17 protein-coding genes and 1 tRNA gene are annotated in these 20754 nt (G+C 61.3%); 9 read left to right on the top strand and 9 right to left on the bottom strand.

The annotated features are described in order from the left end of the window. Positions 1–48: 48 nt before the first annotated feature. On the bottom strand, positions 49–1140 hold the full coding sequence (locus GR197_RS08020; RefSeq protein ID WP_164008274.1) for a DUF475 domain-containing protein: 1092 nt from the start codon (positions 1138–1140) through the stop codon (positions 49–51). 351 nt (positions 1141–1491) lie between these two features. On the opposite strand from GR197_RS08020, the gene GR197_RS08015 reads away from it, so the two are divergent. From GR197_RS08015 to GR197_RS08005, 3 genes are all read left to right on the top strand, one after another. Next, positions 1492–1737, top strand: a complete 246-nt coding sequence (locus GR197_RS08015) for a hypothetical protein (RefSeq protein WP_164008273.1) — start codon at positions 1492–1494, stop codon at positions 1735–1737. Between the two features lie 61 nt (positions 1738–1798). Then, positions 1799–1978, top strand: a complete 180-nt coding sequence (locus GR197_RS08010; protein ID WP_164008271.1) for a hypothetical protein — start codon at positions 1799–1801, stop codon at positions 1976–1978. A gap of 339 nt (positions 1979–2317) precedes the next feature. After that, a complete protein-coding gene (locus GR197_RS08005) occupies positions 2318–3043 on the top strand; it encodes a hypothetical protein (RefSeq protein ID WP_164008269.1) in 726 nt (241 codons plus the stop codon). A gap of 123 nt (positions 3044–3166) precedes the next feature. On the opposite strand, the gene GR197_RS08000 is transcribed toward GR197_RS08005, so the two are convergent. From GR197_RS08000 to cpdR1, 5 genes are all read right to left on the bottom strand, one after another. Continuing rightward, the gene (locus GR197_RS08000) at positions 3167–3676 is read right to left on the bottom strand and encodes a hypothetical protein (RefSeq protein ID WP_164008569.1); all 510 of its coding nucleotides are present in this window, start codon (positions 3674–3676) and stop codon (positions 3167–3169) included. Between the two features lie 394 nt (positions 3677–4070). Then, positions 4071–5114 (bottom strand): porin, encoded by a 1044-nt coding sequence (locus GR197_RS07995; RefSeq protein WP_164008267.1) that lies wholly within the window; start codon positions 5112–5114, stop codon positions 4071–4073. A 538-nt stretch (positions 5115–5652) separates the two neighbouring features. Further along, positions 5653–5847, bottom strand: a complete 195-nt coding sequence (locus tag GR197_RS32725; RefSeq protein ID WP_164008265.1) for a hypothetical protein — start codon at positions 5845–5847, stop codon at positions 5653–5655. Between the two features lie 176 nt (positions 5848–6023). Further along, positions 6024–6098 (bottom strand) — tRNA-Val (locus GR197_RS07985). 84 nt (positions 6099–6182) lie between these two features. Beyond that, complete coding sequence (gene cpdR1, locus GR197_RS07980) at positions 6183–6545, bottom strand: response regulator CpdR1 (RefSeq protein WP_003542883.1); 363 nt, start codon at positions 6543–6545, stop codon at positions 6183–6185. Positions 6546–6733: 188 nt separating this feature from the next. Between cpdR1 and GR197_RS07975 the strand changes: the two genes are divergently transcribed. Beyond that, entirely contained in the window at positions 6734–7615 is an 882-nt protein-coding gene (locus tag GR197_RS07975) for an N-formylglutamate amidohydrolase (RefSeq protein WP_164008263.1), read from the top strand. Positions 7616–7928: 313 nt separating this feature from the next. After that, on the top strand, positions 7929–8702 hold the full coding sequence (hisN, locus tag GR197_RS07970; RefSeq protein ID WP_164008260.1) for a histidinol-phosphatase: 774 nt from the start codon (positions 7929–7931) through the stop codon (positions 8700–8702). Between the two features lie 21 nt (positions 8703–8723). On the opposite strand, the gene GR197_RS07965 is transcribed toward hisN, so the two are convergent. Next, a complete protein-coding gene (locus GR197_RS07965; protein ID WP_164008258.1) occupies positions 8724–9698 on the bottom strand; it encodes an alpha/beta fold hydrolase in 975 nt (324 codons plus the stop codon). Between the two features lie 421 nt (positions 9699–10119). Between GR197_RS07965 and GR197_RS07960 the strand changes: the two genes are divergently transcribed. Beyond that, on the top strand, positions 10120–10590 hold the full coding sequence (locus GR197_RS07960; protein ID WP_164008256.1) for an Hsp20 family protein: 471 nt from the start codon (positions 10120–10122) through the stop codon (positions 10588–10590). Positions 10591–10657: 67 nt separating this feature from the next. Here the strand turns inward: GR197_RS07960 and GR197_RS07955 are convergent, their stop codons facing one another. Next, positions 10658–11707 carry a bile acid:sodium symporter family protein gene (locus GR197_RS07955; RefSeq protein ID WP_164008254.1) on the bottom strand — a complete coding sequence of 350 codons (1050 nt, stop codon included), beginning with the start codon at positions 11705–11707 and terminating at the stop codon, positions 10658–10660. A 48-nt stretch (positions 11708–11755) separates the two neighbouring features. Between GR197_RS07955 and GR197_RS07950 the strand changes: the two genes are divergently transcribed. Beyond that, a complete protein-coding gene (locus GR197_RS07950) occupies positions 11756–12610 on the top strand; it encodes a LysR family transcriptional regulator (RefSeq protein ID WP_164008252.1) in 855 nt (284 codons plus the stop codon). A 51-nt stretch (positions 12611–12661) separates the two neighbouring features. On the opposite strand, the gene GR197_RS07945 is transcribed toward GR197_RS07950, so the two are convergent. Continuing rightward, the gene (locus tag GR197_RS07945; protein WP_164008250.1) at positions 12662–13714 is read right to left on the bottom strand and encodes a threonine aldolase family protein; all 1053 of its coding nucleotides are present in this window, start codon (positions 13712–13714) and stop codon (positions 12662–12664) included. A 537-nt stretch (positions 13715–14251) separates the two neighbouring features. Here GR197_RS07945 and gltB point away from each other — a divergent pair. Continuing rightward, the gene (gltB, locus tag GR197_RS07940; RefSeq protein ID WP_204330108.1) at positions 14252–18976 is read left to right on the top strand and encodes a glutamate synthase large subunit; all 4725 of its coding nucleotides are present in this window, start codon (positions 14252–14254) and stop codon (positions 18974–18976) included. 218 nt (positions 18977–19194) lie between these two features. Beyond that, on the top strand, positions 19195–20649 hold the full coding sequence (locus GR197_RS07935; RefSeq protein ID WP_164008248.1) for a glutamate synthase subunit beta: 1455 nt from the start codon (positions 19195–19197) through the stop codon (positions 20647–20649). Positions 20650–20754 lie beyond the last annotated feature (105 nt).

The raw sequence follows: 20754 nt of genomic DNA, 5'->3' as shown, positions 1-20754 counted from the left end.
TGTCGCCCGGGACGGCTGCACACTTCCAAGCGACATGCATTGTAATCGTCAGGCGTGAAGCTCTTCTTGCTTGGCGGTGTGACCCTCTAGCCGCTCACGCTTGTTGTGGCGGATGGACGACCAGAGCGACAGGCCGATGAGGGCTGCGCCGCCGAGACCGGTGATCACCTCGGGGATGTGCACCAAGGTCTGTGCATACATGATCACCGCGAGGATCAGGATGGCGTAAAAAGCGCCATGTTCGAGATAGCGGTATTCGGCAAGCGTTCCCTTCTCCACCAGCATGATCGTCATCGATCGCACATACATGGCGCCGATGCCGAGGCCGATCGCGATGACGAAGAGGTTCTGCGTCAAAGCGAAGGCGCCGATGACGCCGTCGAAGGAGAAGCTGGCATCCAGCACCTCCAGATAGATGAACGCGCCGAGGCCGCCCTTGGCGGCAGCGCTCATTGTCTGCTGCGAGGCATCAAGCAGCCCGCCGACCACTTCGACCGCGAGGAAGGTGAGCAGGCCATAGATGGCGCAATGGACGAAGACGGTGGCGTCCTCGCCGCCGATCAGCCAGGAGAAAACGAGCATCAGCGTCAGCACGAAGGCGATCTCGATGCCCTTGATGGTCGCCGAGCGGGCCATCATCCTTTCCAGGCCCGGAAGCCAGTGGATCTCCTTCTTGTGGTCGAAGAAGTAGTTGAGGCCGACCATCATCAGGAAGGTGCCGCCGAAGGCTGCGATCGGCAGATGCGCGTCATTCATGATGCGGGCGTATTCGGCAGGCTCGCGGGCGGCTAGCACGAGAGCATCCCAAGGGCCGATCTGTGCGGCGATCGCGACAATTGCCAGCGGAAAGACGATGCGCATGCCGAAGACGGCAATGATGATGCCCCAGGTGAGGAAGCGCTTCTGCCAGACCGGCGTCATCTCCTTCAGCTTGTTGGCATTAACGATGGCATTGTCGAAGGACAGCGAGATCTCAAGGACCGCAAGCACGGTACAGACAAAGAAGACGGTCGCCATACCGCCGATCGTGCCGGTCGTCTGCCAGCCGAGCACGGCGCCGAGAACGAGGCCGAGAGCGGTGACGATGAAGGCCCAGCGGAAATAGCTGAGCGAGGATTTGTGGGTCACGGACTGGATCATGGCCGCACCTCGCGGCCGCAAATCGCGTTGGAAAGGGTGGCTATATTGGAAAGAGGAGGCATGCCACAACGGGCATGCGGGTCAGGCATGGTGAGCTTGTTCATCGATGAAACATCCGCCGGCTAAGCTGCAGGCGGTACCGACATCACGAGAGCGCCGTTAAAAACTCTCGCCAGAGGGGCCCGGCACCAAAGTTTCCCGTCGGCCGATGTCTGGAAGGCTGCGGGATAGGCCCTAGGTAATGAACTTCCTCGGCCTGTCAAGACCGGTCGCCGTATGGATTTCACGTGTTTTTTGGGAACCATCCCGATGCCCGCCCGTTAGCCACCGGTTGAGCTTAAAAGGAGGCCGATGATGCACACTTCGACCCATGTCCCCGACAAACGCGCAGAGGCTGCCGACCGCATGAAGCGGGCAAAGCCGAACCGCATGCAGAAGGCACAGGTGTTGCCGCCGCATCAGGTCGATCTGACGCTGACGCCCGGCGTCTATCACGACATTCACGTGCCGGCCCATGTTACCGGTGCGGATCTTTCCAAGGGTGGTCCCGACATCAAAGGCCCCGAGATCAAGGGCAATGCGGAGACCAAGACGTGACCGGCATTCCGGAAGGCTCTTTTGCGCACTAACGGCAGATTTGAAACAGGGTGAGAACAATATGACGATCAACTTTGTGCCCCGCGAGATCTTCATCCGGCACGAGAATGAATGGCAGGCCGTACGCGAGGCGGCGGACGAGCGCATCAATATCGGCAAACGCCAAAAGCTACTGGCCGCGTCTATCGGCGGAACGGCACCGATTGAGAAAAACGGTCCTTCAGCTGCCCGCTGCGAATGAGCGACACACAGTTACGGAGATACTGGCGCCCGGCATGATGCCGGGCGCGTCTCGCTTTCTCTCGGTCCTTATTCCGATCGATATGCCCGGCGGAATTGCAGCCGAACCGTTCTTTTCCTCACAACATCCGAAATTTTTCGCTGGCTAACGAATGAACGCTAGATTTGTTCGACTTTTTCCCCTCAGGCGTTTCAGTTCTCAACAGGCTTCTCCAACACAGCCCAGCGGCTATGGATCATTCGAGCTAGAGATCGGCCGATCAGGCATCATCCTGTCGCCGCGCCAACCTTTCCGAAAGGATTGGGCGGCGATAATCCCGGCCTCACGGGAATCGGACAGATGGCCAAGACAGCGACACGCGGCCGCCGCAGGGCGCCGGCGAGGGGAAAGAGCAAAGCGCGCAGCAGCGGTGGCGGATTGTTGCCCTGGGCGGTGATCGGCATCGCCGCGATCGGCGGCATTGTCGCCCACGACCATTGGAAGAGCATTCAGCCGATGCTTGCACGGCAATCAGCTGCGATCACGCGGGAAGCGGCGGAGCCGAAACCCGCCGTCGGGAAGGACGTGCCGCCAAAGCAGGTTGCGCTTGCCACACCCACGCCGAAAGCCGTACCGCCGACGCCACAATCGCAGCAGCTGCCGCCGGCGCCGATCCCGACGCCGGCCATCCAGCCGGTCAAGGCGGTGCCGGCCCCGCTTACCCCTGCCATTCCGGAAACCGGGACGATCGCCTTCGGCTATTGCGGGCAGGGCGCCCATATCAACTGCGTCGGCGATGGCGGCGTCTTCTGGTACAAGGGTGAGAAGATCGTGATCGCCGATATGGCAAGCCCTGTCGTCGATCAGGCGCGGTGCGATGGCGAACGCAGGGTGGCCTTTGCCGCCAAGTCGCGGCTGCTGGCGCTTTTGAACGCCGGTCCCTTCACCATGAATGCCGCGGGCAAAGCCGAGCCCTCAGGCACGCCGCGCGTCGTCTCGCGCGACGGACGCTCTTTCGGCGCGCAGTTGATCAATGAAGGGCTGGCGCGCAAGCCGGGAACTGCCGGCGGCGCCTGGTGTGCCTGACGGCCAGAGCGTTTCCGTTTTTCTTCGAATCACGGAAACGTTCTGTCTCTTTGTTTTCACGCAATCTCGGGTTTTCACGTAGTCCCGAACGCAAAACCGCCGCGCACTTTTGCTGGAATTGCTCTACTTTCCCTTTTTCACCAGCTTGCCGCCGGTGCGGAAGCTGCCGGTAAACGAGGAATCCTTGCTTTCGGCAGTGCATTCGATCGCGATCGGCTTGCCGGCATAGGGATTGCCGAAGGTGCAGAAGCCGGCGACCTTGACCTCGCCGGTCATCTTGTTACCGACACCCGTGGTGACGAGGCTGAGCGGCAGGCGGGCATTCCCGTTGGAAGCGGGCTTGATGCCGCTGCCATCGCCCTGGAACCCAAGCGCCTTGCCATCCGACGTGAAGATGAAGGTCACCACGCCATTGGCGAGGGTGACGCTGGCAAGCTCGTTCTTGCAGCCCTTGGTGGCATCGAACTTGGCGACAACAAGCTTGGCGCATTTGCCGGAAAGCGTAATGACGCCGGGAGCGCCCGGAAACGTCTCCACAGGAGCTTGCGCGGCAGACGCCGGCAAGGCCAGGGCGGCGGAAAAAATGGCGGCGGCAACAAACGCAGATAACTTCATTTCGATCTCAAACCCCATGTCCCGGCGAGGCGAATCACGCCTCTCAGCCTCGATTCGCCATGGCATGGCTCTGTGTCCGAATTTGGTTCCATTGTCCCTGCGGCATAAAGATACCGTCGGGCGCCGGGCCTGCCGGCGATCGATTACAAGGTCAAGCAACGGGGATTGGTGGTGAGACATCGACAAAGGACCGATGTGACACGACGGTGGCAAGGCGCTCATCGAGCGCCTGCCGTATTGGACGCACTTCTGGTCAAGGGGAATGGGCCCAGGCAGGGAAGTCCAGGCCCATTCTTTCCCGATCGGAGGTCAGTCAGATCAGGAATTTCTAGCTGCCGGTTTACAGTGCCTTTGCGCGTCTTTTAAGACGCGCAAAGGACGCTGCAGCACTTTGAAGTGCTGCAGCCTTTTATTAGAACGCGCGCTGCAGGCGGAAGAAGCCCGAGGTTACGTCGTCAGCATTGTCGGCATCGAGGTACTGAACCGAGACCTTGGCTGCGAGATTGTCGACGATCTGATAGTCGATCGTGACGCCGGCCTTCCAGGCGCTGACGTCGTCGTTGAACTCGCCAGCAGTGATACCGTAGTTGTCGTAGTACTGGACAGCCGGGGTGATCTTGAGCTTGTCGGTCGCCTTGATGGCGTATTCGGCAGCGATCGCCCATTCAGCCTTGTTGTAATAGGCGTTCGGGTTGGTGGAGTAGACAACTGCGAGGCCGAGCGTGCCCGGACCGACAGCAACCGTACCCATGGCGCGAACGGCGCCTTCTTCGTCGTCGGTGTCGTAGCCAGCAGTGATCTGGTAGCTGAATGCACCAGCCTTGCCGCCGAGACCGACGGCAACGCCGACGTTGTTGGCGGTTTCGCCATCATAGAACGGGCTGTCTTCCAGCTCGTCGACGCTGACGCCTGCGTAGAAGGCATCGGTTTCGTACTGATAACGGATGGAGTTATGCAGCGTTACCGGCGAGCCGATATCGTCGGTTTCGCCCGAGAGGCCGTCATCCCACCACGAGTAGAAGAGACCAGCGCGGAAGCCAGCGATGTCGATGTAAGCGGAGTCGAGCTGGGCCTTCTGAGCCGTTGCGTTGTCAGCATTGAACTGCATGACGATGACGCCGGTCAGCGGACCGTATTCGGTGTCGCTCTTGGCGGTGAACTGAACCTGGCCACGCGTACGGGCGTCCCAATCCGAATCGTTGGCGACGGAACCGCCGCCGCTGGCGCCGATCGAGCTGGCGTTCGGAGCAACGTCAACCTGGAAACGGATGTAGCCGTTGATCTTGAGGCAAGTTTCGGTGCCCGGGATATAGAAGTAGCCGGTGCCGTAAGCGTCGCAGACGCGAACGTATTCAACCGGTTCCGGCTCGGCAGCAACGATAGCGTCAGCGGCCTGAGCGCCGGATACTACTGCAAGTGCAGCAGCGGAGCCGAGAAGAAGGCTCTTAATGTTCATGGAATAACCTCCAGTTCAGATGCAAGAGGATGAAGACCGTTGCCATCGGCAGTCCCTACGTATCTTCATCCCGTGTGACCGAAGCGGCACCCTTTAGCTTGGCGCCTGCCTCGCCGCGGAAATTACATAGGCCATGCTGCGCTGCAACGAGATTGTCGATCATGACAGTAGGCCATGTTAGCTATGTTGCTGAAATAGCACGTATTTTGTCACAAACCTGTCATCTCTCCGTCACAAAATTGGGCTGCCGGATACTTGAGCAACGAGGGGCTGAACCTTGAGCCGGCCGTGTGCAATTGATGATCGTGTGAGCACGTCCTCATATGCGAGCGCACCAAGACGGCAATCTGCACGAACCGGCCAAAGTCCGGCAACCGCCATGGTTTGCCAGGCGGGCCAAAGTCGCGCCACAGGTTCTAACTGACGGTGATCCGTGACCGACGAGACGTCGCCTACGGCCTAATTCCTTAAAGAGGATCGATTTAACGCCTTTGCGCGTCTGAAAAGCCGCGCGGCGCTGTAGGGCGTCGAACGGGCGTTAGGGGCTTTTGAAGTCATCCCAGAGGATCGCTACCCCAGCCGCGAATATCGTGATCGGAATCAGCCAAAACTTGATGCTGATGGGTTCGACGACATGGAGCTGCAGATAACCGAAACCGAGGAGGCCAGCCCCCGCCAGGGTAAGGCCGAGGATTATGGATATCGCTTTGCGTGTCCGCGTCCTTTGCGTCATACGTCGCTCTATTTCCCACGTGCATGGGGTCATCCCATCGTCGACTGAACCCGACCCGGGCCCTGGTCCGAGCCAATCATGCGCAAGCCCACAGTGCCGGATTTGGATTGCTTCCGGTCTGGGCAAACCGAAAAATCCCCAGGTGGGTATCTGTCAACGATGTCAGGGGGATCGGATGGTGGGCGTGACAGGGATTGAACCTGTGACCCCTACGATGTCAACGTAGTGCTCTCCCGCTGAGCTACACGCCCATCCGATGGCGGCGGATAAATCACAAAACCTTTGGAGCCGTCAATAGGCTTTTTTCAGTTTTGTGACGAACCGCCCGGCAAGCCTTACGCGGCAAGCATCTTGTTGACCTCGTCGACGAGGTCGCGCAGGTGGAAAGGCTTGGAAAGCACCTTGGCATCCTTCGGCGCCTTCGAATCAGGGTTCAGCGCCACCGCCGCAAAACCGGTGATGAACATCACCTTCAGGTCGGGGTCGAGCTCGGTGGCACGGCGCGCCAGCTCGATGCCGTCCATTTCGGGCATGACGATATCGGTCAACAGCAGGGAAAACGGTTCCTCGCGCAGCCGGTCATAGGCGCTGGCGCCATTGTCATAGGAAAGGACCTTGTAACCGGCCTTTTCGAGCGCTTTCACTAGGAAGCGGCGCATGTCGTTGTCGTCTTCTGCGAGAAGTATCTTCTGAGTCATCAATCCAGACCGCTGATCAATAAGTTTTCGGTGGGCTGCCAAGCGTTTACACTAGACTTTACCCGGTAAACAACCGGTGAATTGCCCGTGCCCGACCGTCATCCCTGCTACATAGTATGGACTTGCGGCCGGGCAACTGGCAACATGGGCAAAGCAGTCAGTTCATGACATGGTAAAGAGGGCCGAAAGTGCCGGAAATACGCGAATACGAGCTTTTTGAGGTTCATGAGCCCGTGTCGCAGACCATCCCCTTCGTCTACAACTCCCCCCATAGCGGCCGTATTTATCCACCGGAATTTATCGCGCAGTCCAGGCTTGAGGGCATCGCCATCCGCCGTTCCGAGGATCACTATGTCGACGAGTTGTTCGGCTCGGCCGTCGCACTCGGCGCCCCGCTGCTGGCGGCCAACTTTCCGCGCGCCTATCTCGACGTCAATCGTGAGCCCTACGAACTCGATCCGCGGATGTTCGACGGGCTGCTGCCACCCTATGCCAATGTCAATTCGCTCCGGGTCGCCGGCGGGCTCGGCACCATTCCGCGTATCGTCGCCGAGAACATGGAGATCTATGCGCGGCGCCTGCCGGTGCAGGAGGGGCTCGACCGGGTCGAGGCGGTCTACAAGCCCTATCATGCGGCGCTCCGCCGGCTGATCGCGAGGACGCATGTGCAGTTCGGCTTCGGCGTGCTGATCGACTGCCACTCGATGCCCGGCAATGTGCGCGTCGCCGGCAGCACCGCGCGGCCTGATTTCATCATCGGCGATCGTTATGGCACCAGCGCTTCGGCCGAGCTTTCGCGCGCGGCCATCGCCATTCTCGAGGAAATGGGCTTTGCGGCGATCCGCAACAAGCCTTATGCTGGCGGCTTCATCACCGAACATTACGGCCGGCCTTCGCGCGGATTGCACGCGCTGCAGATCGAAGTAAACCGGGCGATCTATGTCGATGAGGTGACGCTGGAGAAGCGCGCCGACTTCGCCGCGGTGGCTGAGGCGGTCACGGGTTTCATGCAGCAGATGGCGGATTATGTCGAGAAATTCGCCGGCGATCGGGCGCTGGCTGCCGAATAATCTCTGTCGATTATACCGACGTCTTTAGGCCTGGTCTTCCCGGTCAAAAAAAACCGCGCTTGTAAGCGCGGCTAAGTCTAGGGAGGAAACACCCAAGGAGGGTATTTACAGTCAGAAGACTGTACCAAGGACGCTACTATTGCATTGCACAAATGTCAAGCAATATATTGCGCTGCGACATCTTTGGGCAGTGGGCGTGCAATGGAAGCGATTGGAGGGTTCGTCGCAACCCTATCGAACTGCCTGCTGTGTTTGCATTCCCGCTGCTTTTCGTTATGAAAAGCGTCACTCCCGCCAGCCAAACGGATCCCTCATGCTTCCTGACCGTTCGTTCTTCAACCGCCTTGCGGAAGCCGCCCGAGCCGAGACGCTGCCGCGCTTCCGCTCCGGCCTCGATGTCACGAACAAGCTTTCCTCCGGTTTCGATCCGGTAACAGAGGGCGACCGGGCGGCCGAACTCGCCATCCGGGCGCTGATCGAGGAGAATTTCCCCGGCCACGGCATTCTCGGCGAGGAACACGGCAATGTCGGGCTGGACCGGGAATATGTCTGGGTGATCGATCCGATCGACGGCACGCGTGCGTTCATTTCAGGCGTGCCGGTATGGGGAACGCTGATCGGCCTGCAGAAAGACGGCCGGGCGATCATGGGGATGATCGAACAGCCCTTTACCGGCGAACGTTATTTCGCCGACCAGAACGGCTCGCTCTATACCGGGCCGGAGGGCGAACGGCGGCTGGCGACGCGGCAGTGCGACAAGCTTTCGAACGCCATCCTATTCACCACCTCCCCTCATCTCTTCGCCGGCGACGAGATGGAGAAATACCGCGAGATCGAGAGCCAGGTCCGGCTCTTCCGCTACGGCTGCGACTGCTACGCCTATGCGCTGCTTGCCGCCGGCCATATCGATCTCGTCATCGAAAACAGCCTGAAACCCTATGACGTCGGCGGCATCATTCCCGTCATCGAGGAGGCGGGCGGCATCATCACCACCTGGGACGGCGGCCGGCCTGAGAACGGCGGCTCGATCATCGCCGCCGGCAGCCGGGCGGTCTACGAGCAGGCGATCGCTGTCCTGCAGCGTTGATCCCCCGGTTGTAGAATCCTGTCACGTGCCGAGGGCGGCGACGTCCTGGTTTTCTTCGGCATCGCTGCCGGGAATGAAGGCGTGGAAGGCGGCAAGGGCGGCGGCGCGGTAGGTATCGCGTTCCTGGAAGATCTCGTGGCGGGCGCCGTTGATCGGCACCAGCTGACCGGCGCGGAAATACCGCGAGAGCCGCTCCTGCGCCGTGTAGGGCACGACGCCGTCACGCGTCGGGGCGATGACGATGGTCGGGATGGTGATCGAAAAGAGATGGTAGGGTGAGGTCACCCGGTCCATGGTGCGAAAAGCCTCGGTCAGCCAGCGGGCCGTCGGCGGCCCGAGCGTCAGCTCCGGATGGGCTTTCATCATCGCGACATTGCGCTCGAAACGATGTTCGTCCGAGGTCAACGGATTGTCGCGGAAATCCGGTTCCTTCAGTTTCGACGTCAGCGGCAGGGAACCAAGACCGATTGCGGTCAGCGTGCCGGCAAGCGTTCGGATGACGCGGGGCGAGGCCGACTGGCCGGTCAGGCCGATGAAGGGAGCCGACAGCACCATGCGATCGATACGGGTGGTGAGATAGGGGGCGGCCGAGAGCGCGATCAGCCCGCCGGTGGAATGGGCGAGCAGGTAAAAGGGCAGACGGGTATCCGGCAGCACCACCTTTTCGAGGAAGGTGTCCAGATCACGCTCGTAATCGACGAAGCGGCGGATGTGGCCGTGATTGCGGCGCTTCAGCAGCCGCGGCGAACCGCCTTGGCCGCGCATGTCGAAGGTAGCGACCCAGAGGCCTTTGGCCGTCAGGTCGCGGATCGTCTCGAAATATTTTTCGATATATTCGTTGCGGCCATGCAGGATGACGACCGTGCCCTTGGCGACCTGGGCACTGGCGCGGAAGACGGCATAACGCAGCCGGTGGCCGTCATGGGTTTCGAAGAACCCCTCCGTGCGGTTTTCCGGGGCGGGATTGTCGGGCGTCGAATAGAGAACCTGATCCATGACTTTGCCAATGCGCCGCTGCTGACTGCTTCGTGTTCAGGGATAACGCATGGCATCCGGCTTGGAAAGCGTTGGGGCCGCCAAGCCGCGGCTCTAAAAGGGCCGGCAGGAGCATGAGGTGCCCACAGCCGGCCGAGTTTGAGGCTGAAGAAGAAGGGACGATGCACTTCAGCCGCCGGGACCAGATTCACCCGACGTTGCGATCTCTAGTCTCTCGCGTGTGAATGCGCTCCGAACCGACCGTTCATGCGGGGTTCACGGGCCGATCGAGGCGATTCCGAAAGGGTCTTGAACTCGTCAAATCCCATCACCATCTCCTCTCTGCGGGTGCCGAAGAGGGCCCGCGCAACCGTCCCGAGGCCGCCAATGATGGGGTTTCAGGGGCTTTCATCGCAACACGTCGCTTCCACAGGAGGACATCATGCGTCACGTAGACTTCTCTCCCCTTTATCGCTCGACCGTCGGTTTCGACCGGCTTTTCACCATGCTCGACAGCCTTGCCCAGCCGGAGCAGGCCCAGACCTATCCGCCCTACAATATCGAGCGCACCGGTGAAAACACCTATCGCATCACCATGGCAGTTGCCGGTTTCGACGAGACCGAACTTTCGATCGAAGCTCACGCCCATGTGCTGTCGGTGAAGGGTGAAAAGGCCGAGGAACCCGCCGAAAGCGGCGAATTCCTTTACCGCGGCATTGCCAAGCGCGCCTTCGAGCGGCGCTTCCAGCTTGCCGACCATGTCGAGGTGACTGCCGCATCGCTGAAGAACGGCCTGCTGCACATCGACCTTCTGCGCAACATTCCCGAGGCCATGAAGCCGCGCAAGATTGCGATTGCCGCAGAACCGGTCGAGGCTCCGAAGGCCATCGAAGCGCAGATCATCAACGGCTGATCGTTCCCCTTTCGGGTAAAAGAGACGGCGCTCCCATCGGGGCGCCGTTTTTATTATGGCATTCCGGTTACGCCGGGCTTGCAGCTTCGTCTATTTCTTTATCCGTCGCCCGGCGGGCCGCGGCGGCCGCGTATTTCTGAGCGATGACGGCGCAGACCATCAACTGGATTTGGTGGAACAGCATCAGCGGCAATACGATCGCACCGATCGACTGGCCGGCGAAGATGACGTTGGCCATCGGCACGCCGCTTGCGAGGCTCTTCTTCGAGCCGCAAAAAGTGATGGTAATCTGGTCGGGTTTGTTGAAGCCCAGGCCGCGGCTGCCGAACATCGTCAAAACAAGGACAATTGCCAGCAGAACCATATCGGCAACGATGACGACGGCAATGTCGGCGATCGAGAAGGTGTGCCACAGCCCCTCGACGACAGCCGTGCTGAAGGCGAGATAGACGACCATCAGGATCGAGCCGCGATCGACCGGCATCAGGATCTTTTTCTTGGCGCGGATCCAGTCGCCGATCCAGGGCTGCAGGATCTGGCCGACGATGAAGGGGGCAAGCAGTTGCAGCAGGATCTGCTGCAAGGCGTCGAAGGAGAAGCTGCCGTGGCCGCCGACGGAAAACAGCAGGCCGACGAGCAGCGGTGTCAGGAACATGCCGAAGATGTTGGATGCCGAGGCCGAGCAGATGGCGGCTGGCACATTGCCACCGGCCATCGAGGTGAAGGCGATCGACGACTGTACGGTCGACGGCAGCACGCAGAGGAAGAGAATGCCGAGATATAGCGGCTGCGGCAGGATGGTGTCGGGGATCAATCCGAGCGCCAGGCCCAGCAAGGGGAAGATGCCGAAGGTGGTCAGCAGAATGACGAGGTGCAGGCGCCAATGCAGCAGCCCGGCAATGACGATATCGCGCGAGAGGCGGGCGCCGTGCAGTAAGAACAGCAGCGCGATAGCAAGATCGGTGGCGATGCCGAAATAACCCGCGAATGTGCCGCGCGCCGGAAACAGCGAGGCGAGGATGACGGTGCAGACCAGCAGGATGGTGAACGTATCGGGCAGAAAGCGGCGCATGGCGATCTCGCGGCGTGACAAAACATTCATTGTTTTCTCGCCCATTGTGATCCAGGATGCAAGGAATAACAGTTATCGAGAAACTGGATTTCAATGCTCGACCTTTCGCAATTGCGCAGTTTCGTCGCCGTCGAACAGATGGGCAGTTTCACGCTTGCTGCAGACAGGTTGGGGCTCGGCCAGTCGACGGTCAGCCAGCATATCCAGCGGCTCGAGGCGGCGCTGGGGCGCAAGCTGCTCGTCCGTGACACCCATAAGGTGATGCTGACCGGCGACGGTGAAGCGCTACTGTCGCATGCGCGCGCGCTGCTTTCGATCGAGGGGCAGGTGCAGTCGCTGTTTCAGAACAACAGTTTGCGTGGCAGCCTGCGGCTCGGAGTGTCGGAGGATTTCGTCACCAGCCAGTTGCCGGCGGTGCTTGAGGATTTCGTTCGTTCGCATCCGTCCGTCGACCTGGAACTGACGGTCGCACTCTCAGGCGTCCTCTACGAGATGCAAGACAATGGCGAGATCGATCTGGTGCTCGCCAAGCGCCGGCTCGGCGATGACCGCGGAAAGCTGGTCTATCGCGAGCCGCTTGTCTGGCTGGCGCGTGATCCGGAGCGAGTGCTGGCCTCCGGCCCTTTGCCGCTGATCGCCTTTCCGCCGCCGAGCGTCACACGGGTAATCGCGCTGGAGGCGCTGGCACGAAACGGCGTCGCGTGGCGGATCGTTTGCACCTGCGGGAGCCTCAGCGGATTGACGGCGGCGGCGCGGGCCGGGATGGGCGTGCTGGTGCAGCCGCGCAGCATGGCGCCTTCGGGCCTGAAGGAGATCGCCGCGGGTAAACTTCCAGTGCTGGAGGATGTGGAATTCGTGCTGGTGCCGCGCAAAGGGGCGGATCAGGCACTGGTCTCGGCGCTGTCGGACGATATTCTGCAAAAGGTGAGGGGGCTGAGGTCGGTGTGAGTCACTGCCCTGGAAAGGCCCGCTGGACAGGCAAGCCTTTCCGGCGGGCGATCAGGCGGCCAGGCACTTGAGGAAACCGTCCACGTCGGCTTCCGTCGTCGCGAAGCTGGTGACCAGGCGGATCAGAGTTTCACTGTCGGAAACGAGTTCGGGCGTTGCGGTGGGGGTCGGCCATTCGTAGAATTTCGCCCCCTTTTCCTCGGCGGTTTTTGCCGCATGCTTGCTGACGACGGCAAAGACTTCGTTGGAGGCGGTCGGCCAGGCGAGGCGCGCGGCGTTGCTTATGGCTATGCCGGCGCGCAGTCGATCGGCCATGCTGTTCGAGTGGCGAGCGAGATCGAGCCAGAGGCCATTTTCGAAGTAGGCATCGAACTGAGCGGCGATGAAACGCGACTTGGAGAAGAGCTGGGCGGCGCGCTTACGGATGAACGGCATTTCCCGGGCTTGATCCCGATTGAAGAAGACGATCGCCTCAGCGCACCAGCAGCCGTTCTTGGTGCCGCCGAAGGACAGCATGTCGACGCCGCGTTTCCAGGTCATTTCGGCCGGCGTCGTGCCGAGGGCGACCAGCGCGTTGGCAAAGCGGGCGCCGTCCATGTGGAGCGGCAGGTTGCGTTTCCTTGCTATGGCGGCGATCTCTCCGATCTCGGGAAGGGAATAGACGGTGCCGATCTCGGTCGCCTGGGTGATGGTCACCGCGCTGGCGCGGCCTTGACGGACGGCATCCTCCGGAAAGCCTGCGATTTTGGCGACGAGCTTTGCCGGGTCGATCTTGCCGGCTTCGCCGTCGACGGCAACGAGGCGGGCGGAGCCGGAGAAAAATTCCGGAGCCCCGCATTCATCCTCGATCACATGCGCCTGCGAATGGCAGAAGGTGATGCCGCCGGGGCGCTGCACGCTTGCCAGTGACAGCGAGTTGGCGGCCGTGCCGGTGGCGACGAAGAAGACCGAAACGTCGCGCTCGAAGATCTCGGAAAAGCGAGCCTCGATCTTCTTGTCGAGATCGCCGGCGCCGTAGGCGGCGGCAAAACCGGTCGATTCCGCCAGCAGACGTTCGGCAATGGATCGATGGGCGCCGGCCCAATTATCGGAAGCAAAGAACATGAGGGGAAACCGTTGGAAGGGAAAGGTTGGCAAGTCGCAGCGGAGATTACGCCAAAGCTTCGCGGGATCAAGGTTGCCACTCGAGACACATCATGGAAATTGAACTACGCAATCAATAAAAAGAATAATTACAAATATTGTAATTTTATTTCGCTGCAGCCATTTCCCGGGCAATCTTCCGTCGCAAATTAATGTTTTTTGGCGGCGCGCTCTTGCGGAGCGAAATGCTTTCTGGCATAGAACTAATGAATTAGGACAGTGTTGCTGTCCTATTTTGGCCTTCACGGCCGAAGAGGCGCTGAAAACTCTGGAAGAGATGGGCTTTCACGCTATAGTTCCTCCGAGCGTCAAGCCCCAAGGGGCGGCGCGCGGAGGCGAATGGCAGGCGCGGAACGCGACGGTTTGCTTTCCTTCAAAGCAGATGTCTGCGACCGATCTTCACCATGCAACAGCGCTGTCATGAGCCGAACCTATGTTCGGGTTGCGGCGCGGGACGAAAAGCCGCCCGCGGCCCCGCGGGCTTCGACAGGAGGAAAGATGATGACGAAGACGCCATCCATGGAATTTGACCGGTTCGCTGCTGCAGAAGTGCGCCCCACGGCCAATACGTCCAAATCCGCCTCCGGCCTGCCGAAGAAGCAGGGCCTCTACGATCCCCGCAACGAACACGACGCCTGCGGCGTCGGCTTCGTCGCGCATATGAAGGGCCAGAAGTCGCACCAGATCGTCAAGGACGGCCTGTTTATCCTCGAAAACCTGACGCATCGCGGCGCCGTCGGCGCCGATCCGCTGATGGGCGACGGTGCCGGCATCCTGGTGCAGATTCCCGACCGTTTCTTCCGCGAGGAAATGGCCGCGCAGGGCATCACGCTGCCGCCAGTCGGCGAATATGGCGTCGGCCATATCTTCATGCCGCGCGATGAAAAGCAGATCGAGCACTTCAAGAAGGTGATCAAGGACGTCATCACCGAGGAAGGGCAGGTCTTCATCGGCTTTCGCGACGTGCCTGTTGATAATTCCTCGCTCTCCAAGGCGCCGGCCATTGCTGCAACCGAACCGCATCACGTGCAGGTCTTCATCGGCGCCGGCGAGGATGCCGAAAACAACGACGAGTTCGAGCGTCGGCTGTTCACGCTGCGCAAGGTGATCTCCAACCGCATCTATGACGAGTTCGACGGCGAGGAGAGCAATTTCTATCCGGTGTCGCTGTCGTCGGCGACGGTGGTCTACAAGGGCATGTTCCTGGCCTACCAGGTCGGCGTCTATTACAAGGACCTGTCGGACCCGCGTTTCGAAAGCGCGGTCGCCCTGGTGCACCAGCGCTTCTCGACCAACACCTTCCCGTCGTGGAAGCTGGCGCATCCCTACCGCATGGTCGCCCACAACGGCGAGATCAACACGCTGCGCGGCAACGTCAACTGGATGGCGGCGCGCCAGGCGTCGGTGTCCTCGCCGCTGTTCGGTGAGGATATCTCCAAGCTCTGGCCGATTTCCTACGAGGGTCAGTCGGACACGGCCTGCTTCGACAATGCGCTCGAATTCCTGGTGCGCGGCGGTTATTCGATGGCGCATGCGGTGATGATGCTGATCCCGGAAGCCTGGGCCGGCAACCAGTCGATGGCTCCAGAACGCAAGGCCTTTTACGAATATCATGCCGCCCTGATGGAACCCTGGGACGGGCCGGCTGCTGTCGCTTTCACTGACGGCAAGCAGATCGGTGCGACGCTCGACCGCAACGGCCTGCGGCCGGCGCGCTACCTCGTTACCGATGACGACCGCGTCATCATGGCGTCGGAAGCCGGCGTGCTGCCGGTTCCGGAGGAGAGGATCATTCAGAAGTGGCGCCTGCAGCCGGGCAAGATGCTGCTGATCGATATGGAAGAAGGCCGCATCATCTCCGACGACGAGGTGAAGTCGCAGCTGGCGACGGCGCATCCCTATCGCAGCTGGCTCGGCCGCACCCAGCTTATCCTGGAAGAGCTGAAACCGGTGGAGCCGCGGGCGCTGCGCCGCGACGTGTCGCTGCTCGACCGTCAGCAGGCCTTCGGTTACACGCTCGAAGACACCCGCATCCTGATGTCTCCGATGGCGACGACGGGCCAGGAGGCGATCGGCTCGATGGGCACGGACACGCCGATCTCGGCAATGTCGGAAAAGCCGAAGCTGCTCTATACCTATTTCAAGCAGAACTTCGCGCAGGTGACGAACCCGCCGATCGACCCGATCCGCGAGGAACTGGTCATGAGCCTCGTCTCCTTCATCGGGCCGCGGCCGAACATTCTCGACCACGAGGGGGCGGCGAATGCCAAGCGTCTCGAAGTGCGGCAACCGATTCTGACCAACGGCGATCTCGAGAAGATCCGCTCGATCGGCCATACGGAAGACCGTTTCGACACCAAGACGCTCGATTTCACCTATGATATCGAGCGCGGTGCTGCCGGCATGCCCGAAATGCTCGACCGGCTCTGCGAGCGCGCGGAAGCCGCCGTCAAGGGCGGCTACAACATCATCGTGCTCTCCGACCGCCAGATCGGGCCGGACCGGATCGCTATTCCTGCGTTGCTTGCCACAGCGGCCGTGCACCATCACCTGATCCGCAAGGGGCTTCGCACCTCGGTCGGTCTCGTCGTCGAGACCGGCGAACCGCGCGAGGTCCATCATTTCTGCCTGCTCGCCGGCTATGGCGCCGAGGCGATCAATCCCTATCTTGCCTTCGACACGCTGCTCGACATGCATGCCAAGGGCGAATTCCCGAAAGAAGTGGATGCTTCCGAAGTCGTCTACCGCTACATCAAGGCGGTCGGCAAAGGCATCCTCAAGGTGATGTCGAAGATGGGCATCTCGACCTATCAGTCCTATTGCGGCGCGCAGATCTTCGATGCGATCGGCCTGCAGTCGGAACTGGTCGACAAGTATTTCTTCGGCACGGCGACGATGATCGAAGGCGTCGGCCTCGAGGCGATCGCCGCCGAGACCGTCGACCGCCATAACGCGGCCTTCGGCACGGATCCGCTGCTTGCCACGACGCTCGACATTGGCGGCGAATATGCTTACCGCATGCGCGGCGAAAGTCATGCCTGGACGCCCGACGCAGTTGCCGCCCTTCAGCATGCCGTGCGCGGCAATGCCGAGGACCGCTACCGCGAATTCGCCGATATGGTCAACAATTCGGCGCTGCGCATGAACACGATCCGCGGGCTCTTCAGCGTCAAGAGTGCCGAGGCGCTCGGCCGCAAACCGGTTTCGATCGACGAGGTCGAGCCGGCGGCCGATATCGTCAGGCGGTTCTCGACCGGGGCGATGTCCTTCGGCTCGATCTCCAGAGAGGCGCATACGACGCTGGCGATCGCCATGAACCGGATCGGCGGCAAGTCGAACACCGGCGAGGGCGGCGAAGAATCCGACCGCTACATGCCGCTCTCCGACGGTTCGATGAACCCGGAACGTTCGGCGATCAAGCAGATCGCGTCGGGCCGCTTCGGCGTCACCACCGAATATCTCGTCAATGCCGACGTGCTGCAGATCAAGGTGGCGCAAGGCGCAAAGCCCGGCGAAGGCGGCCAGCTGCCGGGTCACAAGGTCGACGCGACGGTTGCCAAGACCCGCCACTCGACCCCGGGTGTCGGCCTGATTTCGCCGCCGCCGCACCACGACATCTATTCGATCGAGGATCTGGCGCAGCTGATCTACGATCTGAAGAACGTCAACCCGACCGCGGATGTCTCGGTCAAGCTGGTCTCCGAAGTCGGTGTCGGCACGGTCGCCGCCGGCGTCGCCAAGGCGCGCGCCGATCATATCACCGTCTCCGGTTTCGACGGCGGCACGGGTGCGTCGCCGCTGACCTCGCTGAAACATGCCGGCAGCCCCTGGGAGATCGGCCTTGCCGAGACCCAGCAGACGCTGGTGCTGAATGGCCTGCGTTCGCGCGTCGCGCTGCAGGTGGATGGCGGCCTGAAGACCGGCCGCGACGTCATCATCGGGGCGCTGCTCGGCGCTGACGAGTTCGGTTTCGCCACCGCGCCGCTGATTGCGGCAGGCTGCATCATGATGCGCAAGTGCCATCTCAACACCTGTCCGGTGGGTGTGGCGACACAGGATCCGGTGCTGCGCAAGCGCTTCAAGGGCGCGCCGGAACACGTCATCAACTACTTTTTCTTCGTCGCCAACGAAGTGCGCGAGATCCTCGCCTCGCTCGGGTTTACCCGGCTCGACCAGATCATCGGCGCCTCCGAGCTTCTGGAGAAGGACGAGATGCTGGCGCACTGGAAAGCGAACGGCCTCGACTTCAGCCGCATCTTCCACAAGGTCGACGCTGCCAAGGAAGAGACGTTCTGGACGAGCCGGCAGCAGCACCCGATCGACGATATTCTCGACCGTGTGCTGATTGCGCAGGCTGAGCCGGCGCTGACCGCCAAGACACCCGTTGCCTTCGAAGTAGGCATCAAGAATGTCGACCGTTCGGCGGGCGCGATGCTTTCCGGCGAAGTCGCCAAGCGCTTCCGCCATCGCGGGCTGAAGGAAGACACGATCAATGTGACGCTTCGCGGCACGGCCGGCCAGAGCTTCGGCGCCTTCCTGGCGCGGGGCATCACCTTCAACCTGATCGGCGATGGCAACGATTATGTCGGCAAGGGGCTTTCGGGCGGCAAGATCATCATCCGGCCGCCGGAGAATTCGCGGATCGTCGCGGAAAACTCGATCATCGTCGGCAACACCGTGCTGTACGGCGCGACCGAAGGTGAATGCTACTTCCGCGGTGTGGCGGGCGAGCGGTTCGCCGTGCGCAATTCGGGTGCGATCGCGATCGTCGAGGGTGTCGGCGACCATGGCTGCGAATACATGACCGGTGGCGTCGTCGTTGTGCTCGGCGCCACGGGCCGCAACTTCGCGGCCGGCATGTCCGGCGGTGTCGCCTACGTGCTCGATGAGACCGGCGATTTCGCCAGCCGCTGCAACATGGCGATGGTCGAGCTCGAGCCGGTGCCCGAGGAGGACGACATGCTGGAGAAGCTGCATCATCACGGCGGCGACCTTATGCACAAGGGACGTGTCGACGTCTCCGGCGACATGACGCGCCATGACGAGGAGCGCCTTTACCAGCTGATCTCCAACCATCTGCATTATACGGGCTCCACCCGCGCCAAGCAGATCCTCGATAGCTGGGCCGATTACCGTCCGAAGTTCCGCAAGGTCATGCCGGTCGAATACCGTCGTGCGCTCGAGGAAATGGAGCGCAGCCGGATGGGCATCGCCGCGGAATGATTTGTACCGGGTCATCTGTCACCTGCTGATTGAGGTGACGGATGACGAATATCTCGACGACCTGTGAGGAACCGACGGCGAAGGCTGTCTCGACCGCACGGATGTTTGCAAGGGATATGATCCATGACGGTCAAGACAAGCAACTCGCTCGGGCTACCGGGACTGACGATAGACAGATTGGCTGCGGTGAGGCGGTCATGAGGGTAAGGGACGAAGATATGGGTAAGGTAACAGGGTTTCTGGAAATCGACCGGCAGGTGGCGAAGTATCAGCCGGCGTCGGATCGTATTCGTCATTTCCGTGAGTTCACGATCCCGATGTCGGACCCGGAAGTGCAGAAACAGGCTGCGCGCTGCATGGACTGTGGCATTCCCTATTGCCATGGCCCTACCGGTTGCCCGGTTCATAACCAGATCCCCGACTGGAACGACCTCGTCTACAATAACAACTGGGAAGCGGCGATCCAGAACCTGCATTCGACCAACAACTTCCCTGAATTTACCGGGCGCGTCTGCCCGGCGCCTTGCGAGGAAGCCTGTACTTTGAATCTCGAGGATGCGCCTGTTGCCATCAAAACCGTCGAACAGGCGATCGCCGACAAGGCCTATGAACTCGGCTTCATCCGACCGCAGCCGGCCACGGTGCATACCGGCAAGAAGGTCGCCGTCATCGGCTCCGGCCCTGCCGGCATGGCGGCGGCCCAGCAGCTCGGCCGCGCCGGCCACGAGGTGCATGTCTATGAGCGCGAGACCAAGCCCGGCGGCTTGCTGCGTTACGGCATCCCCGATTTCAAGATGGAGAAGAACTTCATCGATCGCCGCGTCGAGCAGATGAAGGGCGAGGGCGTCACCTTCCATTGCGGCGCCAATGTCGGCGTCGACGTCAAGGTCGAGCAGCTGTTGGCCGATCACGACGCCGTTCTCTACTGCGGCGGCTCCGAAACCCCGCGTGAGGCTGGCATTCCGGGCGCCGACCTTGCCGGCGTGCATGATGCCATGCCCTATCTCGTGCAGCAGAACCGCCGCGTCGGGCGCGAAAATATCGACAGCGTCGGCTGGCCGTCGGACCCGATCCTTGCCGGCGCCAAACATATCGTCGTCGTCGGCGGTGGCGATACGGCTTCGGACTGTGTCGGCACCGCGTTCCGCCAGGGAGCCGTCAAGGTCACCCAGCTCGACATCCGGCCGCAGCCGCCGGAGAAGGAAGACAAGCTTGCCGTCTGGCCCTTCTGGGCGACAAAAATGCGCACCTCCTCCTCGCAGGCCGAGGGCGCGGTGCGTGAATTCCAGGTGGCCACACTTGAATTCGTCGGCGAAGACGGGGTGCTGATCGGTGTCAAGTGCTGTGAGGTCGACGAGCGCCGGCGGCCCGTTCCCGGCACCGAATTCGTCATTCGGGCCGATCTCGCCTTCATCGCCATCGGTTTCCGCGGCCCGTTTACGACAAGCGTGCTGAAGGAGCTCGAGGGCAAGCTGACGCTCAACACCGACAAGCGCGGCTCGACCAATGTCGTCGCCAACGACAGCAACTACAAGACGTCGGTCGACAAGTTCTGGACGGCGGGCGATGTGCGCCGCGGCCAGTCGCTGGTAGTCTGGGCGATCCGCGAAGGCCGCCAGGCGGCGCGCGCTATCGACGAGGAATTGATGGGCTCGACCGTCCTGCCGAACTGACCGCCGGCAGCACACAGCTCACAAGACAAGAACTCCGCCCTCCGGCGGAGTTTTTTCGTAGAGCGCTGCGCGTCCTGTCGGCACGCGAGGACGCGCTTTAGCTCT

It is taken from the genome of Rhizobium phaseoli, from assembly GCF_010668805.1.
Taxonomy (GTDB): Bacteria; Pseudomonadota; Alphaproteobacteria; order Rhizobiales; family Rhizobiaceae; genus Rhizobium; species Rhizobium phaseoli_A.
Note: the sequence above shows the minus strand (reverse complement) of the source record. Positions and strands in the feature narration are given on the sequence as shown.

Excerpts from the sequence above, each read along its gene's own strand:
- GR197_RS08020 (WP_164008274.1), bottom strand. The coding sequence starts at position 1,140 with ATGATCCAGTCCGTGACCCACAAATCCTCGCTCAGCTATTTCCGCTGG.
- GR197_RS08015 (WP_164008273.1), top strand. The coding sequence starts at position 1,492 with ATGATGCACACTTCGACCCATGTCCCCGACAAACGCGCAGAGGCTGCC.
- GR197_RS08010 (WP_164008271.1), top strand. The coding sequence starts at position 1,799 with ATGACGATCAACTTTGTGCCCCGCGAGATCTTCATCCGGCACGAGAAT.
- GR197_RS08005 (WP_164008269.1), top strand. The coding sequence starts at position 2,318 with ATGGCCAAGACAGCGACACGCGGCCGCCGCAGGGCGCCGGCGAGGGGA.
- GR197_RS08000 (WP_164008569.1), bottom strand. The coding sequence starts at position 3,676 with ATGGGGTTTGAGATCGAAATGAAGTTATCTGCGTTTGTTGCCGCCGCC.
- GR197_RS07995 (WP_164008267.1), bottom strand. The coding sequence starts at position 5,114 with ATGAACATTAAGAGCCTTCTTCTCGGCTCCGCTGCTGCACTTGCAGTA.
- GR197_RS32725 (WP_164008265.1), bottom strand. The coding sequence starts at position 5,847 with ATGACGCAAAGGACGCGGACACGCAAAGCGATATCCATAATCCTCGGC.
- cpdR1 (WP_003542883.1), bottom strand. The coding sequence starts at position 6,545 with ATGACTCAGAAGATACTTCTCGCAGAAGACGACAACGACATGCGCCGC.
- hisN (WP_164008260.1), top strand. The coding sequence starts at position 7,929 with ATGCTTCCTGACCGTTCGTTCTTCAACCGCCTTGCGGAAGCCGCCCGA.
- GR197_RS07965 (WP_164008258.1), bottom strand. The coding sequence starts at position 9,698 with ATGGATCAGGTTCTCTATTCGACGCCCGACAATCCCGCCCCGGAAAAC.
- GR197_RS07960 (WP_164008256.1), top strand. The coding sequence starts at position 10,120 with ATGCGTCACGTAGACTTCTCTCCCCTTTATCGCTCGACCGTCGGTTTC.
- GR197_RS07955 (WP_164008254.1), bottom strand. The coding sequence starts at position 11,707 with ATGGGCGAGAAAACAATGAATGTTTTGTCACGCCGCGAGATCGCCATG.
- GR197_RS07950 (WP_164008252.1), top strand. The coding sequence starts at position 11,756 with ATGCTCGACCTTTCGCAATTGCGCAGTTTCGTCGCCGTCGAACAGATG.
- GR197_RS07945 (WP_164008250.1), bottom strand. The coding sequence starts at position 13,714 with ATGTTCTTTGCTTCCGATAATTGGGCCGGCGCCCATCGATCCATTGCC.
- gltB (WP_204330108.1), top strand. The coding sequence starts at position 14,252 with ATGATGACGAAGACGCCATCCATGGAATTTGACCGGTTCGCTGCTGCA.
- GR197_RS07935 (WP_164008248.1), top strand. The coding sequence starts at position 19,195 with ATGGGTAAGGTAACAGGGTTTCTGGAAATCGACCGGCAGGTGGCGAAG.